The following is a 12447-nucleotide window of genomic DNA, read 5'->3' on the forward strand; positions in this document are numbered from 1 at the left end:
GAGCATCGGGCCTGAAAGGGGAATCCGCATTGCGGGAGGCTCGCGTCCCGCGCGATGGGCGCGGGACTGCGATCTGGCGGGCGAGACGGGCCGGGTGCCCGTCAGGCCTGGCCGGCGATCTGGGCCTGCGGCTGTTCCAGCTCGCGGGCGCCGCGGCGCACCGCCTTCTGCACCTTCTCGAAGGCGCGAACCTCGATCTGGCGCACGCGCTCGCGGCTGACGCCGAACTCGGTCGACAGGTCCTCGAGCGTGATCGGATCCTCGGACAGGCGGCGGGCCTCGAAGATCCGCCGTTCGCGGTCGTTGAGGACTTCCATCGCATCGCCGAGCAGCTTACGCCGCTGATCCAACTCTTCCTGCTGGGCGAAGATCGCCTCCTGGCTGTCGCTCTCGTCGACGAGCCAGTCCTGCCACTCGCCGCTGTCGGCCTCCGCGCGGATCGGCGCGTTGAGCGAGGCGTCGCCGGCGAGCCGGCGGTTCATCGAAACGACCTCCTCCTCGCTGACGCCGAGCTTGGTGGCGATCTCGGTGACATGCTCGGGACGCAGGTCGCCCTCGTCGAGCGCCTGGATGCGGCCCTTGAGCCGGCGCAGGTTGAAGAAGAGACGCTTCTGGTTGGCGGTGGTGCCCATCTTCACGAGCGACCAGGACCGCAGGATGTATTCCTGGATCGCGGCCTTGATCCACCACATCGCATAGGTGGCGAGACGGAAGCCCTTGTCGGGCTCGAAACGCTTCACCGCCTGCATAAGACCGACATTGCCTTCCGACACGACCTCGGAAATCGGCAGGCCGTAGCCGCGATATCCCATGGCGATCTTGGCAACGAGGCGCAGATGCGAAGTTACCAGCCGCTCGGCGGCGGCCGGGTCGCCATGCTCCTTGTAGCGCTTGGCGAGCATGTATTCTTCCTGCGGTTCCAGCATGGGAAACCGCCGGATTTCGTCCAGATATCGGCTGAGACCGCCTTCGCCGGAACTCAGCGCCGGAATGTTCTGGGCCATGAATGCACCCTTTCTCCCAACGATCCCTCCGGGGTCGCGTCGGCCCGGGCCGGATGCGCAACCGCCATCGCAGGGCATTCTGTTTCGGCGCCCGAATGGCACGCCGGACTTCCCAATATAGGGTTCATTTCGGCAATATCAGGACATAATTTTGCAAATTATGCCGGCGAAAGCGTCCGGATTGCCTTGAGCAGGGTGTCCATGTCTTCGGGAAGGGGGCTTTCGAAGCGTAGCGTCTCGCCGGTCGCCGGATGGGCGAAGGCGAGCAGGCCTGCATGCAGGGCCTGGCGCGGGAAGGCGTCCACCACCTCGCGGACCTCCTCGGGCAGGCGCGCGGACTTGGTGCGGAAATGCGCGCCGTAGTCGGCATCGCCGACCAGCGGGTGGCCGATATGGGCCATGTGCACGCGGATCTGGTGGGTGCGCCCGGTTTCCAGGCGGCAGGCCATCAGGGCAGCGATCGGGGGGGCGTCCTTCGCGCCGAAGCGCTCGCGCACCTGCCAGTGCGTGATGGCGTGGCGGCCGCCGGATTTCGTCACCGCGATCTTCTGCCGGTTGGCGGAGGAGCGGGCAAGATCCGCATCGACAGTGCCGCGCAGCTGCATGGGCGCGCCCCAGACCAGCGCGACATATTCGCGCTCCAGCGGCCCGGTGCGGCCGTGGTCGGCGAACTGTGCGGCGAGCCCCTGATGCGCAAGGTCGGTCTTGGCAACGACCAGCAGGCCGCTGGTGTCCTTGTCGAGCCGGTGGACGATGCCGGGGCGCTTGACGCCGCCGATGCCCGACAGGCTGTCGCCGCAATGGTGCAGCAGCGCGTTGACGAGCGTACCGCTCCAGTTTCCGGGACCGGGGTGGACGACGAGGCCGGCCGGCTTGTCGATCACGACAAGGTGTTCGTCCTCGTAGACGATCGTCAGCGGAATATCCTCGGGAGTCGGCTCGGCCTCTTCCGGCTCGGGCAGCTCCAGCGCCAGTTCCTCGCCCGAATTGACCCGGTATTTGGGCTCCATTATGGTCCGCCCGCCGACGCGCGCCCGTCCCTGACGGATCAGGGACTGGATGCGGCTGCGGCTGATTTCCGGCAGGTGGCGGGCAAGGCAGGCGTCGAGGCGGCTGCCGGCATCCTCATCGGAAACGGCAAGGGCTGCGATCGCGACGCCATCGGCATCGCCTTCCTCTTCAATGGACATAGACATGACACATCCGGCAATGGACGACGAAGACCGCGACGCGGAAGCCCCGCTGGATCCGGCGATGGAACGGGTTCAGAAGAAGCTGAAGCGGCTGCTCGCCGTCTCTAGCCTCGTCATGGTGCTCGGCTTCATGGCCGTTCTCGCGGCCATCATCTACAAGCTGTCCGAAAGCGGCAAGCGGGCGGACGGAAGCGATATAGCCGCAACGGTGGCCATCGGCAAGGACGGGCGGGTGGAAAGCATGGTCCTGTCGGGCGATCGGCTGATCCTGCTGGTGCGCGACGGCACCGCCAGCAAGCTTCTGCATCTGGAAGCGGCGACCGGCCGGCTCATCGGCGAGACCACGTTCGTCGCGCAATAACGGCAGCACTGCCCGGCCTCGCGGCGGCTCTCCGGGAGAGCGCCGCCGCGGGCGAGGGCGCCTTCGGACAGGCGAGCGGGCAAAATGCGCCTCTTTTTTCACTGTCCACAGGCTTTGCGAAAAATGGGGCTTGCATTCGGCGCGCGAGCGTTCTATCCACGCCTCCTGTTCGCCACTGACCGGCCCGACGCCCCCATCGTCTAGCGGTCTAGGACGCCGCCCTCTCACGGCGGAAACAGGGGTTCGAGTCCCCTTGGGGGTGCCAATCTTCCGGCAGTCGCTTGAAAGACAAGCGACTTGCCTCCGGTGCTGCGAAACCATCCAAAAATCGCGACGACCTGTCACCCTCACGGGCTGATCCATTGCGTCCGCGGTCCAGCATTCGCCCGGTCATCCGGCCCGGTGAGCTATTGCTCCGCCCGGGCTGTCGCGTGCTGTCCTGTGTCCGGCGCATTGCCCCAATGCAAAACGCCGGCGCGTTGGCGCCGGCGTCTCGTGTTCGTGCGGTTTGCCGCGTGTCAGCCCGCCACCTGGAAGCGCGAGCGGGATGCAAGTCCCTGCGTGCCGGTGGCAGCCGTCGGCTGGTAGAGGCCCCGCAAGTCCGGAACCGGCCGGAAGGCGTCGGTGAGGCCGACGACGGTCTCGGCCGCGCCCAGCACCAGGTAACCGTCGGCAGGCATCTGCTTGGAGATGCGCTGGAGCACGTCCACCTTGGTCGGCTGGTCGAAATAGATCAGCACGTTCCGGCAGTAGACGATGTCGAAGGAGCCCAGCGTGGAGAAGCTCTCCAGCAGGTTGAGCTTTCGCCACTGCACCATGGAGCGCAGCTCCGGGTTGACCTGCCACAGGTCGCCCTTCTGGGTGAAGTACTTCAGCAGCATCTGGATCGGCAGGCCGCGCTGGACCTCGAACTGGCTGTAGATGCCGTTCTTCGCCTTCTCCAGAACTTCGGTCGACAGGTCTGTGCCGATGATCTCGACACGGAAGCCGGCGAGCTTCTGTGCTGCTTCCTTCAGGCAGATGGCAAGCGAGTAGGGCTCCTGGCCGGTGGAGGCGGCCGCGCACCAGATGCGGATGGTCCGGCGGTCGGCACGGGCCTTCAGCATGGCGGGCAGCATCACTTCCCGGAAGTGCTGGAACGGCATGCCATCGCGGAAGAAGAAGGACTCGTTGGTGGTCATGGCCTCGACCACCTCGGTGCACAACTGCGCGCCGGTCGGCTTCTGCATCGCCTGGACGAGCTCCGACAGGCCGGCGAGGTTGTGACGCCTTGCAACCGGCAGCAGCCGGCTTTCGACCAGGTACTGCTTCTCGTTGGTCAGGACCAGTCCGGACTTGGCCTTCAGGAACTGCTTGAGATACTCAAACTGTGACGCAATCACCTGGGGCCTCCACTCAACAATCCGGAGATCTTGGGGCCGATACGGGTGATCGGCAGGATCTCGCAACACATGCCCGTCTGCGCTGCCGCACCGGGCATGCCCCATACCACGCTGGTCGCCTCGTCCTGCGCGATGACGCTGCCGCCGCCGGCGGCGATGGTGCGCACGCCGGCTGCACCGTCATGCCCCATGCCGGTCAGCACCACTGCCAGGGTGGCGGAGCCGTAGATCTTGGCGACGCTGTCGAACAGCGGATCGACTGCGGGCTTGCAGAAATTCACCGGCGGGCTGTCGTTCAGGCGTGCCACGACCTGGCCGCCGTCCTTGTCGATGACCATGTGCAGTCCGCCCGGCGCCACATAGATGTGACCGGGCTTCAGCACCTCGCCGTTTTCCGCTTCCTTGGCCGGGCGCAGCGCCGCCTTGGCGATATGCTCGGCCAGAATGGCGGTGAAGGTCGGCGGCATGTGCTGGGTCACGACCACCGGCACTTCGCGGATCGCGGTGCCGATGTCGGTGAACAGCTGCTGCAGCGCCTGGGGACCGCCGGTGGAGGAACCGATGGCAAGGATGCGCGGCCGGGCGCTGGAATAGGCGCGGGTGCGGATCGCGGGAGCTGCGGCGGGTGCCGCGGCGCCGGCGGCCAGACGCGTGTAACCGGCCGGTGCCGAGCCGGCCGGGGCCTGCGATGCGGTGCGGCCGGCTGCGGTCTGGGCGCGCATCATGCGTCCGCCTGCGGAACTGCTTCCGCGGCGGCGCTGACCCAGAGCCTTCACCTTGTCGATGAGCTCGCGGCGGAAATCGATCGAGGTCGTGACCTCGCTGGTCGATTCCGGCTTGGGGACGTAATCCTGCGCTCCGAGCGAGAGGGCGCGCAGGCTGACTTCGGCATTGCGGCGGGTCAGCGTCGAGGCCATGACGACGACGAGATCGCGCTTCTTGCGCAGCATCAGGGGAAGGGCGGTCAGGCCGTCCATCTCCGGCATCTCGATGTCCAGAACCACGACATCGGGGTTGGAACGTTCGATGTCGTCGACCGCGAGCTTGCCGTTGCGATGGGAGGCGACGAGCTCCAGAGCCGGGTCTGCCTCGACCCAGCGGCTGAGCAGGCCGCGGATGACGACGGAGTCGTCAACAACCATGACGCGGATGCAATCCGCCCTGGCGCCGTCCCGGGGGGCCGGCGCTGAAGAACTGGCGTTCATGTGGTACAGCCCTGCAGAGGGGTTAGAGCAGCCCGGCCTCTTGGAACTTCGCTTCCACGATGTCCTTGTCGAACGGCTTCATGATGTACTCGTTGGCGCCCGCGCGCATGGCGCGGGTGATATGGGCCACGTCATTCTCTGTGGTGCAGAAGACCACGATGGGCTTCTCGCCGCCATATTCCTTGCGCAGCGCCAGCAGGAACTCCAGACCGTCCATCTCGGGCATGTTCCAGTCCAGCAGGATCGCGTCGGGCATGCGCTCGCGGCAGGCCTGCAGGGCCTTGAGACCGTCCTCGGCCTCGGAGATCTCGAAGGAGAGGTCCTCGAGAATGCGGCGAGCGACCTTGCGGATGACGCTGGAGTCGTCGACGACCAGACAGTGCTTCATATCTTGTTCTCCCGAGTGCCGGGTTTCTCTTCGCCGGTTTGGTCGCGTCAGGCCGCCGCCATGGGCTCGAACATCGCTCCGAAGAGGCGGGTGACGTCGAGAATGATCATCAGCTTGCCGTCCAGCCGGTGCACGCCGCCGGAAATCTCCGCCCAGCGCTTGTCGAGGTTGGACGGGTTCGGCTCCATCGAGTCGTTCGACAGGCGCAGCACCTCGCCGACCTGGTCGATGACGAGGCCGTAGCTCTCGCCCTTGTGCTCGATGCCGACCGCCATGACCTGGGCATTCGCGTCCCTGGCCGGCAGGTGCAGGCGCTTGCGCATGTCGATCGCCGTGACGATGCGGCCGCGCAGGTTGAGCACGCCTGCCACTTCCGGAGCGGCCAGCGGCACGCGGGTCACGCTCTCCGGAACGAAGACGTCGTGCACCTGGCTGATCGGCAGCCCGAAGAGCTGGCCGCCGATGATGACGGTGACATACTGGATGGTATCGTCGATACCGGCCGCGAGATTGTCGTTGTGCCTCATGCCGCAATTCCCATTTCACCGGCGAACAGGTCCTTCAGCGAGGCGATCAGCCCCGGACGGTCGAACTTCGCCACATAGTCGTCGAAACCGGCCTGACGGCCGCGCTCGATGGAGGCCGGGGAGACCACGGCCGACAGTGCCAGAACCGGCATCTTGCGGAAGCGCGGATCGCGACGCAGGGCCTCGCAGAACTCGAAGCCGTTGATTTCCGGCATCTCGATGTCGCTGACGATCGCCTGGAACGTGTCGCCGTTCTCCAGCAGCTCGAAGGCCTGGCGCGCGCCGTTGACGGCGGTGACGTCATAGCCGGCCGCCTTGAGGACGGGCGTCAGCATGTTGCGGAAGAAGGCGCTGTCGTCGACCAGAAGGACCTTCTTGGTCAGCGCGGCGATGTCCATCTCCTTGCGCATGAACCAGTCCTCGAAGGCCTGCGGCAGGTAGTAGCCGAGGTCGATGATCTCGGTCGCCTTGTCCTTGATGACCGCCGATCCGAGGATGCCGGCCCGGTCGGAGCCGACCTCGATGTGCATGCGATCCTCGACGATGTCGACGATCTCGTCGACGACGAGGCCCATGGAGCGGCCGGCGTCGGAGAAGACCAGCATCGGCTGGGTGCCTTCGCCGCGGCGTGTCTGGGAGGCCTCGATGTAGACCAGCGGCATCAGCGAGCCGCGATACTGCACCAGGTCCCGGCCGTTGGAATGCTCGATCTTGGAGACCTCGAACTCCTCCAGGCGGGTGACCAGCGACAGCGGCACCGCCTTGGGCTCGGGCGAGCCGGCACGGAACAGCAGCATCGACACGGTCGACTGCCCGTCGAGGGCGGAGGTCATGGCGTCCTCGGCTTCCTTGCGCTCGTTCTCGGCGACGACGCTGGAGGCATGGCTTGCCATGGCCGAGGCGACGCCGTTCGGATCGATGATCATGATCACCGCGCCATCGCCCAGGATGGTGTTGCCGGAGAACATGGTCAGGTTGCGCAGCATGGAGGACATCGGCTTGACGACGATTTCCTCGGTGTGGAACACGCCGTCGACGACGACGCCGAAGGTCTGGCTGCCGACCTGCATCACCACGATGAAGCCGGTGTCGGACTCGATCTCCTGATCGCCGCCATTGGGACCGACGCCGAGCAGCTGCGACATGTGCACCAGCGGCAGCAGCTTGTTGCGCAGGCGCAGGACAGGCGTGTCTTTGATGCGCTCGATACGGTGCTCGGAGTTGGACTGAACGCGCACCAGCTCGACCACCGACAGCTGCGGGATGGCGAAGCGGTCGCCGCCGGCCTCGACGATGAGCGCCGAGACGATGGCGAGCGTCAGCGGGATCTTGATGATGAAGCTCGAACCGCGGCCCGGAACCGAGCGCAGATCGATGGTGCCGCCGATCAGCTCCACGTTGTTGCGCACCACGTCCATGCCGACGCCGCGGCCGGAGACGCTGGTGATGTTCTGCGCCGTGGAGAAGCCTGCGTGGAAGATGAACTTGTGGATCTGCTGATCCGTCATCTTGTCCAGCTCGGCCTCGGAGGCGAGCCCGCGCTCCAGCACCTTGGCCTTGACCCGGTCGACATCGATGCCGCGACCGTCGTCCTTGACCTCGATGATGATGTGGCCGCCTTCATGATAGGCGGACAGGGTGATCGTGCCCTTCTCCGGCTTGCCGGCAGTGCGGCGGTCGGACGGCATCTCCAGCCCGTGATCGGCGGAGTTGCGGATCATGTGGGTGAGCGGATCCTTGATCAGCTCGAGAACCTGACGGTCGAGCTCGGTCTCGGCGCCGATCATTTCCAGCTCGATCGGCTTGTCGAGTTCCTGGCTCAGATCGCGGACGATGCGCGGCAGCTTCTGCCAGGCATTGCCGATCGGCTGCATGCGCGTCTTCATGACGCCTTCCTGCAGCTCGGCAGTGACGTTCGACAGGCGCTGCAACGGCACCTTGAACTCGGAGTCCTCGTGGCGGCGGACGATCTCGAGCAACTGGTTGCGGGTCAGGACCAGCTCGGAGACCATCGTCATCAGATGTTCGAGCGTCTCGACCGCAACGCGAATGGACTGGCTCGAAACAGATGCCTTCTTCTCGCCCTTCTCGGCGGTCTCGCGCGGTGCCGAAGCTTCGTCGCGAGCGCGGTTGCGCGGGGCGAGCGGCGCCGGCGGGGCGGCTTCCGCCTCCATCTCGGCATCGGCCTCGATCTCGGTCAGGGGAGCGGAAACGGGGAGTTCGACCTCGACCTCGGCTTCGCGGAAGGCACGCTCCAGCTCGTCGAGGGAGACTTCGCCGGGACGCAGCGGGCGCTCCAGCACCTGCTCGACCAGCTCGCCGCGGGCCATGCCGTCGTCTTCGGCCTCGGCCGTGTCATCGGCTGCTGCATCGCCGCGGGTGTCGGCTTCCAGCGCCATGCGCTCCAGCTCGGAGATCAGGTCGTGGTCGCTGCCGGCGGGCTCGGTGCCGTTGGCGGCCTCCAGCTCGGCCAGGATTTCCTTGATCCGGTCGATGGAGGAAAGAATGAGGGAGACCGCGTCGGGCGTCACCTTGGCGCCGTCGCGGAACTTGCCCATCAGCGTTTCGCCGGCATGGGCAAGGGCTTCCAGCCGCGGCAGGCCAAGGAAGCCGCACGTACCCTTGATCGTGTGAACGAGCCGGAAAACGTTGTCGAGAATCTTCGCGTTGTTCGGTTCCTGTTCGAACTTGACGAGCTCGACGTCGACGACATCCAGGCTCTCGTTCGTTTCTGTGAGGAACTCGCTAAGCAGGTCGTCCATGGCCACACTCACCCGACTGGTTACTGGTACACGATCCGGACCCTGTATCCGGACCACCCATCCCTGCCAGAGACAATGCGGCTTAAACAGTTAAGATAGACTGAAACAGCCTGGGGTGCTTTTGACGCAGTTTAACCTATCGAGGCTGCAGTAATGCTGACTCCGTCGTCTTCCTTAACGACTTCTAAATCCATGCCCGACTCCCGAGCCAAAAGCACTGCATAGACCGGCTGGACGGTATGCGCGTCGATCCTCTCCGGCTCCTTGCCGGATGTCATCTCGAGGACAAGAGCAGGAACCTTGGTTGTCGATCCGGTTACTTTCAACCGGAAGGTAGGCGCCTGCGCATCGCCGTCCATGGTGACGGTGATCAGGCCGCCGCGCGGGACACATTGATTGGCCAGCAAGATCAGGTTGAGCAGCAGCTTGACCCGGTTCTTGGCCATCAGCAGACGGGGCACCTGCCAGTCCAGATCCGCCTTCTCGTTGGCCAGGAAGCCGGCCGCGACCGAATGGGCATCGCCGAGGTCGATCTCCGCGCCGGCCGATCCGGCAGCGCCGAAGGCAAGGCGCGCGAACTGCAGCTTCGCCGAGGCCTGACGCGCACTCTTGCGGATCAGGTCCATGGCGAATTCCTTCATGTCCTCGTTGTTCTCCTCGTCGAGAACCTCGAGGCCATTGGTAATTGCGCCAACGGGAGAAATGATGTCGTGGCAGACGCGGCTCGCCACCAGGGCGGCAAGATCGAGGGCGCTGAGTTCGTCGATGGCGGTCATGCGATGTCCTTGCGGATGTCCTGGCAGTGAGCGTGACGGTCTTGCCGGTGGCCGTGGCCGAAGCGGTGCTGGCACAAACCCGCCGCGCGGCACGATTCGGCCCTTGCGAAAGGGTTACACCGCCCTTCCCATGCTGCCAAGCCATCCGGCGATGGCGGAATTCAGCGGCTGCACCCTTGCGCCCGCGCCCGGCTCTCCGCCTCGGCGAGCAGGCTGGCCGGGTCGGAGAGGAAGAGGAAGCGGTTGATCTCCGAATGGAAGAGCAGCAGGCGACCTTCATGCAGCGCGAAGATCAGCGGGTTGCCGATGGTGACGAAGCCTTCCGCCAGAGCCAGCGGATCGCAGCCTTTCAGATGCGGGGCATAGATCTGCGGGTCCTTCTCGAAGGCGGCGCGGTTGCCCTCGTTGACGAACATCCACACGGTGTCGTCCCAGCGCAGCTCCTGGCGCCGGTCGCCCTCGCGCGGCATGCGGTCGATGAAATAGGCGACCGGGTCGCGGCCGCCGAGCGCATAGCCCGAAACCGGGTCGGTGGCGTAGTCGAGGCCATGCGCGGGACCTGCCAAAAGGGCGAGCGCCAGCACGGCCGGGAGGGCGCGCAAGTATCGGTGCGCCGTCCACCATAATCTTTTCCGATTTCGACTACACTCTGACATCGAATCAGTCCCGCGATCCCCGGACGATGACTGTGCCCGCAAGGCGGGCCCGGGGGCAACCGCGGAGGTTTCCGGCGCGGCCCGCGTCCGGCGCCGGTCGTGCCGGCCGCCCGCAAGGCTCGCGCCGTTCCCTTGCATGAGAGCGTTGAGGACGGACCATCATGACGCGACTTTCCCATCTTCGCACCCGTCGTTCCGCGGCTGCCTTCGCCGCAACGCTGGTTCTCGGCCTCGCCGCGCTGCTTTCCGCGGGCGTGCCGCAGGCGCGGGCGCAGCAGCCGGAGCAGTACAGCCAGGGCGAACTGGTCGATGCCGGCCACCGCTTCTTCGGCCAGCTGTCGGGCGGACTTGCCTCGGTGGTGGAGCGCGCGGTCTCGCAGTACGGCCAGCCGAACGGCTACATCCTCGGCGAGGAAGGGTCGGGCGCGCTGCTGGCCGGTGCTCGCTACGGCGAGGGGCAGCTCTACACGCGCAACGCCGGTAACCACAAGGTGTTCTGGCAGGGGCCGTCCTTCGGCTGGGACATCGGCGGCGACGGCGCCCGGGTGATGATGCTGGTCTACAATCTGCCGGACACCTCGGCGATCTACCGCCGCTATGTCGGCGTCAACGGCTCCGCCTATCTGATCGGCGGCTTCGGCATGACGGTGCTGTCCAACCACGACATCTACGTGGTTCCGGTGCGGGCCGGCGTCGGTGCGCGTCTCGGCGTCAATGTCGGCTACCTGAAGTTTACCGACCAGCCGACCTGGAACCCTTTTTGACAGCTGACCTTGCGAGATGCTTGGCGCATGACCCTGCGTCTTGTATCAGAAGGCATGGTAAAACTTGCAGGCGTGCCGATGCGGCCGCCTGCGGCGGCCGGGCTCCAGGCGCGCATGCGGGCCTGCGAGGTTTCAGGGGCCAGACGGTGGTGAGCGGTCTTGATTGAAGCGGCAATGTATGTGGCCCTCGGCTTCTGCCTGGCCGGCCTGCTGTCGGTGGCGCTCATGCCGACCGTGTGGCGCCGTGCGGTGCGGCTCACCCGTGCCGCCGTCGAGGCGACGACACCTATGACCCATGCGGATGTGCGCGGCGAGATTGCCGGCCTGCGCGCCCGGCATGCGGTCGACTACCGGAAACTGGAGGCGGGGCTGGAGCGGCTGCAGCAGCAGGCGACGGAAAACCGCATCGCGCGGGACCGTGCCGAGGCGGTGGCGGACGACCTGCGCGCCGAGTTCCGCGCCAAGGATCAGGCGCTGGGCGATGCGATGGCGCGCGAGGAAGACCTGCGCCGCGAGATCCATGACGGCGGCGAGGCGCTGGCGCGGGCGAAGGCCCGTATCCGCGAGCTCGAGCGCAGCCTCAAGCGGTTGATGGCGGCGGCGGAGACAGCGACGGCCGGCAAGGCCGACGGCGAGGAGGCGGCTGCCGAGGGCGGGATGCCGACGCTGGTCGCCGTGCCCTCTGCCGTCGTTGTGCCTCAACCGGTTCCGCAGGCCGGCGATCCGACTGGCGATCAGGCTGGCGAGGATCCGATGGGCCGCGCCTCCGAGCTTGCCAAGGTGACCGCGCTGGAAGTCGAGATCGCCGCGCTCAAGCGCAGGCTGAAGCGCGCCGAGGAGCGTGCCGCCCAGTCGGGCGAGGCGGGCGATGCGGCTGCGGAGCCGGCATCGGGGGGAGCCCGGAGCGCCGGTCTCAGCCGTCAGGAGTTGCGGGCCAGAGACGATCGGCTTTTCGAGGCGGAGTCGCGCCTGATCGCCGCACAGGCGGAGATCACCCGCCTGTCGGTGCTGGCGGAGGGCGCCCAGGGCGACGAGACGCTGGCCGGGGAGACTGCGCGCCTGCGCACCGAGAACGAGCGCCTGCGGGCGGAACTGCGCGGCAACGACGATTTCCTTGCCCTTCGCTCCGAGCTTGCCGGTCTGGCCGCTTCCGTTGCCGCTTCTCTTGGAACCGACGAGGATCTGGCTCCGGTTCTGCAGGCCGTCGCCGATGCGGAGCAGGTGTCCGCCGCCGAGGGCGAGCGCGCCTCGGGCAGCGCGGTCACCCAGTCGCTTGCCGCGCGCATCCGTGCGGTGCGCGAGCGCAAGTCGCAGGCGGGGGACGGCGCGCCGACACCACCGGAGGCGCCCAAGCGGGCGACGCGCAGCAAGGCCAAGGCCGGCGGCTGATCACCCGATCCGACGCAGATACCCGGGCCGCCGCCCCGGC

Annotated in this window: 12 protein-coding genes and 1 tRNA gene; 4 read left to right on the plus strand and 9 right to left on the minus strand. The window is 66.5% G+C overall.

What is annotated here, in order from left to right:
• Window positions 1–101: 101 nt before the first annotated feature.
• On the minus strand, window positions 102–1004 hold the full coding sequence (rpoH, locus tag ACVJ6E_RS13875; protein ID WP_067218790.1) for an RNA polymerase sigma factor RpoH: 903 nt from the start codon (window positions 1002–1004) through the stop codon (window positions 102–104).
• A gap of 158 nt (window positions 1005–1162) precedes the next feature.
• Entirely contained in the window at window positions 1163–2200 is a 1038-nt protein-coding gene (locus tag ACVJ6E_RS13880) for an RluA family pseudouridine synthase (protein ID WP_120269573.1), read from the minus strand.
• On the opposite strand from ACVJ6E_RS13880, the gene ACVJ6E_RS13885 reads away from it, so the two are divergent.
• On the plus strand, window positions 2199–2558 hold the full coding sequence (locus tag ACVJ6E_RS13885; protein ID WP_120269572.1) for a hypothetical protein: 360 nt from the start codon (window positions 2199–2201) through the stop codon (window positions 2556–2558). The genes ACVJ6E_RS13880 and ACVJ6E_RS13885 overlap by 2 nt on opposite strands.
• 189 nt (window positions 2559–2747) lie before the next feature.
• Window positions 2748–2823, plus strand: a tRNA-Glu gene (locus ACVJ6E_RS13890).
• Between the two features lie 253 nt (window positions 2824–3076).
• Here the strand turns inward: ACVJ6E_RS13890 and ACVJ6E_RS13895 are convergent.
• The 7 genes from ACVJ6E_RS13895 to ACVJ6E_RS13925 form a co-directional block, all read right to left on the minus strand.
• On the minus strand, window positions 3077–3940 hold the full coding sequence (locus tag ACVJ6E_RS13895; protein WP_120269571.1) for a CheR family methyltransferase: 864 nt from the start codon (window positions 3938–3940) through the stop codon (window positions 3077–3079).
• Window positions 3937–5082 (minus strand): protein-glutamate methylesterase/protein-glutamine glutaminase, encoded by a 1146-nt coding sequence (locus ACVJ6E_RS13900; RefSeq protein WP_120269570.1) that lies wholly within the window; start codon window positions 5080–5082, stop codon window positions 3937–3939. The genes ACVJ6E_RS13895 and ACVJ6E_RS13900 overlap by 4 nt, the downstream gene beginning before the upstream one ends.
• Before the next feature lie 85 nt (window positions 5083–5167).
• Window positions 5168–5533, minus strand: a complete 366-nt coding sequence (locus ACVJ6E_RS13905; RefSeq protein ID WP_067218802.1) for a response regulator — start codon at window positions 5531–5533, stop codon at window positions 5168–5170.
• Window positions 5534–5580: 47 nt separating this feature from the next.
• The gene (locus ACVJ6E_RS13910; RefSeq protein ID WP_067218805.1) at window positions 5581–6060 is read right to left on the minus strand and encodes a chemotaxis protein CheW; all 480 of its coding nucleotides are present in this window, start codon (window positions 6058–6060) and stop codon (window positions 5581–5583) included.
• Window positions 6057–8822 (minus strand): chemotaxis protein CheW, encoded by a 2766-nt coding sequence (locus tag ACVJ6E_RS13915; protein ID WP_120269569.1) that lies wholly within the window; start codon window positions 8820–8822, stop codon window positions 6057–6059. Before ACVJ6E_RS13915 ends, ACVJ6E_RS13910 begins: the two co-directional genes overlap by 4 nt.
• A 131-nt stretch (window positions 8823–8953) precedes the next feature.
• Entirely contained in the window at window positions 8954–9598 is a 645-nt protein-coding gene (gene chpT, locus ACVJ6E_RS13920) for a histidine phosphotransferase ChpT (protein ID WP_120269568.1), read from the minus strand.
• 161 nt (window positions 9599–9759) lie between these two features.
• A complete protein-coding gene (locus ACVJ6E_RS13925) occupies window positions 9760–10200 on the minus strand; it encodes a hypothetical protein (RefSeq protein ID WP_208996736.1) in 441 nt (146 codons plus the stop codon).
• Between the two features lie 215 nt (window positions 10201–10415).
• Here ACVJ6E_RS13925 and ACVJ6E_RS13930 point away from each other — a divergent pair, with 215 nt between their 5' ends.
• Entirely contained in the window at window positions 10416–11018 is a 603-nt protein-coding gene (locus ACVJ6E_RS13930) for a DUF1134 domain-containing protein (protein WP_120269567.1), read from the plus strand.
• Between the two features lie 159 nt (window positions 11019–11177).
• Window positions 11178–12407, plus strand: a complete 1230-nt coding sequence (locus ACVJ6E_RS13935; RefSeq protein WP_147421884.1) for a coiled-coil domain-containing protein — start codon at window positions 11178–11180, stop codon at window positions 12405–12407.
• Window positions 12408–12447 lie beyond the last annotated feature (40 nt).

It is taken from the genome of Stappia sp. G46H5W, from assembly GCF_058448995.1.

Excerpts from the sequence above, each read along its gene's own strand:
- rpoH (WP_067218790.1), bottom strand. The coding sequence starts at position 1,004 with ATGGCCCAGAACATTCCGGCGCTGAGTTCCGGCGAAGGCGGTCTCAGC.
- ACVJ6E_RS13885 (WP_120269572.1), top strand. The coding sequence starts at position 2,199 with ATGACACATCCGGCAATGGACGACGAAGACCGCGACGCGGAAGCCCCG.
- ACVJ6E_RS13880 (WP_120269573.1), bottom strand. The coding sequence starts at position 2,200 with ATGTCTATGTCCATTGAAGAGGAAGGCGATGCCGATGGCGTCGCGATC.
- ACVJ6E_RS13900 (WP_120269570.1), bottom strand. The coding sequence starts at position 5,082 with ATGGTTGTTGACGACTCCGTCGTCATCCGCGGCCTGCTCAGCCGCTGG.
- ACVJ6E_RS13905 (WP_067218802.1), bottom strand. The coding sequence starts at position 5,533 with ATGAAGCACTGTCTGGTCGTCGACGACTCCAGCGTCATCCGCAAGGTC.
- ACVJ6E_RS13910 (WP_067218805.1), bottom strand. The coding sequence starts at position 6,060 with ATGAGGCACAACGACAATCTCGCGGCCGGTATCGACGATACCATCCAG.
- ACVJ6E_RS13915 (WP_120269569.1), bottom strand. The coding sequence starts at position 8,822 with ATGGACGACCTGCTTAGCGAGTTCCTCACAGAAACGAACGAGAGCCTG.
- chpT (WP_120269568.1), bottom strand. The coding sequence starts at position 9,598 with ATGACCGCCATCGACGAACTCAGCGCCCTCGATCTTGCCGCCCTGGTG.
- ACVJ6E_RS13930 (WP_120269567.1), top strand. The coding sequence starts at position 10,416 with ATGACGCGACTTTCCCATCTTCGCACCCGTCGTTCCGCGGCTGCCTTC.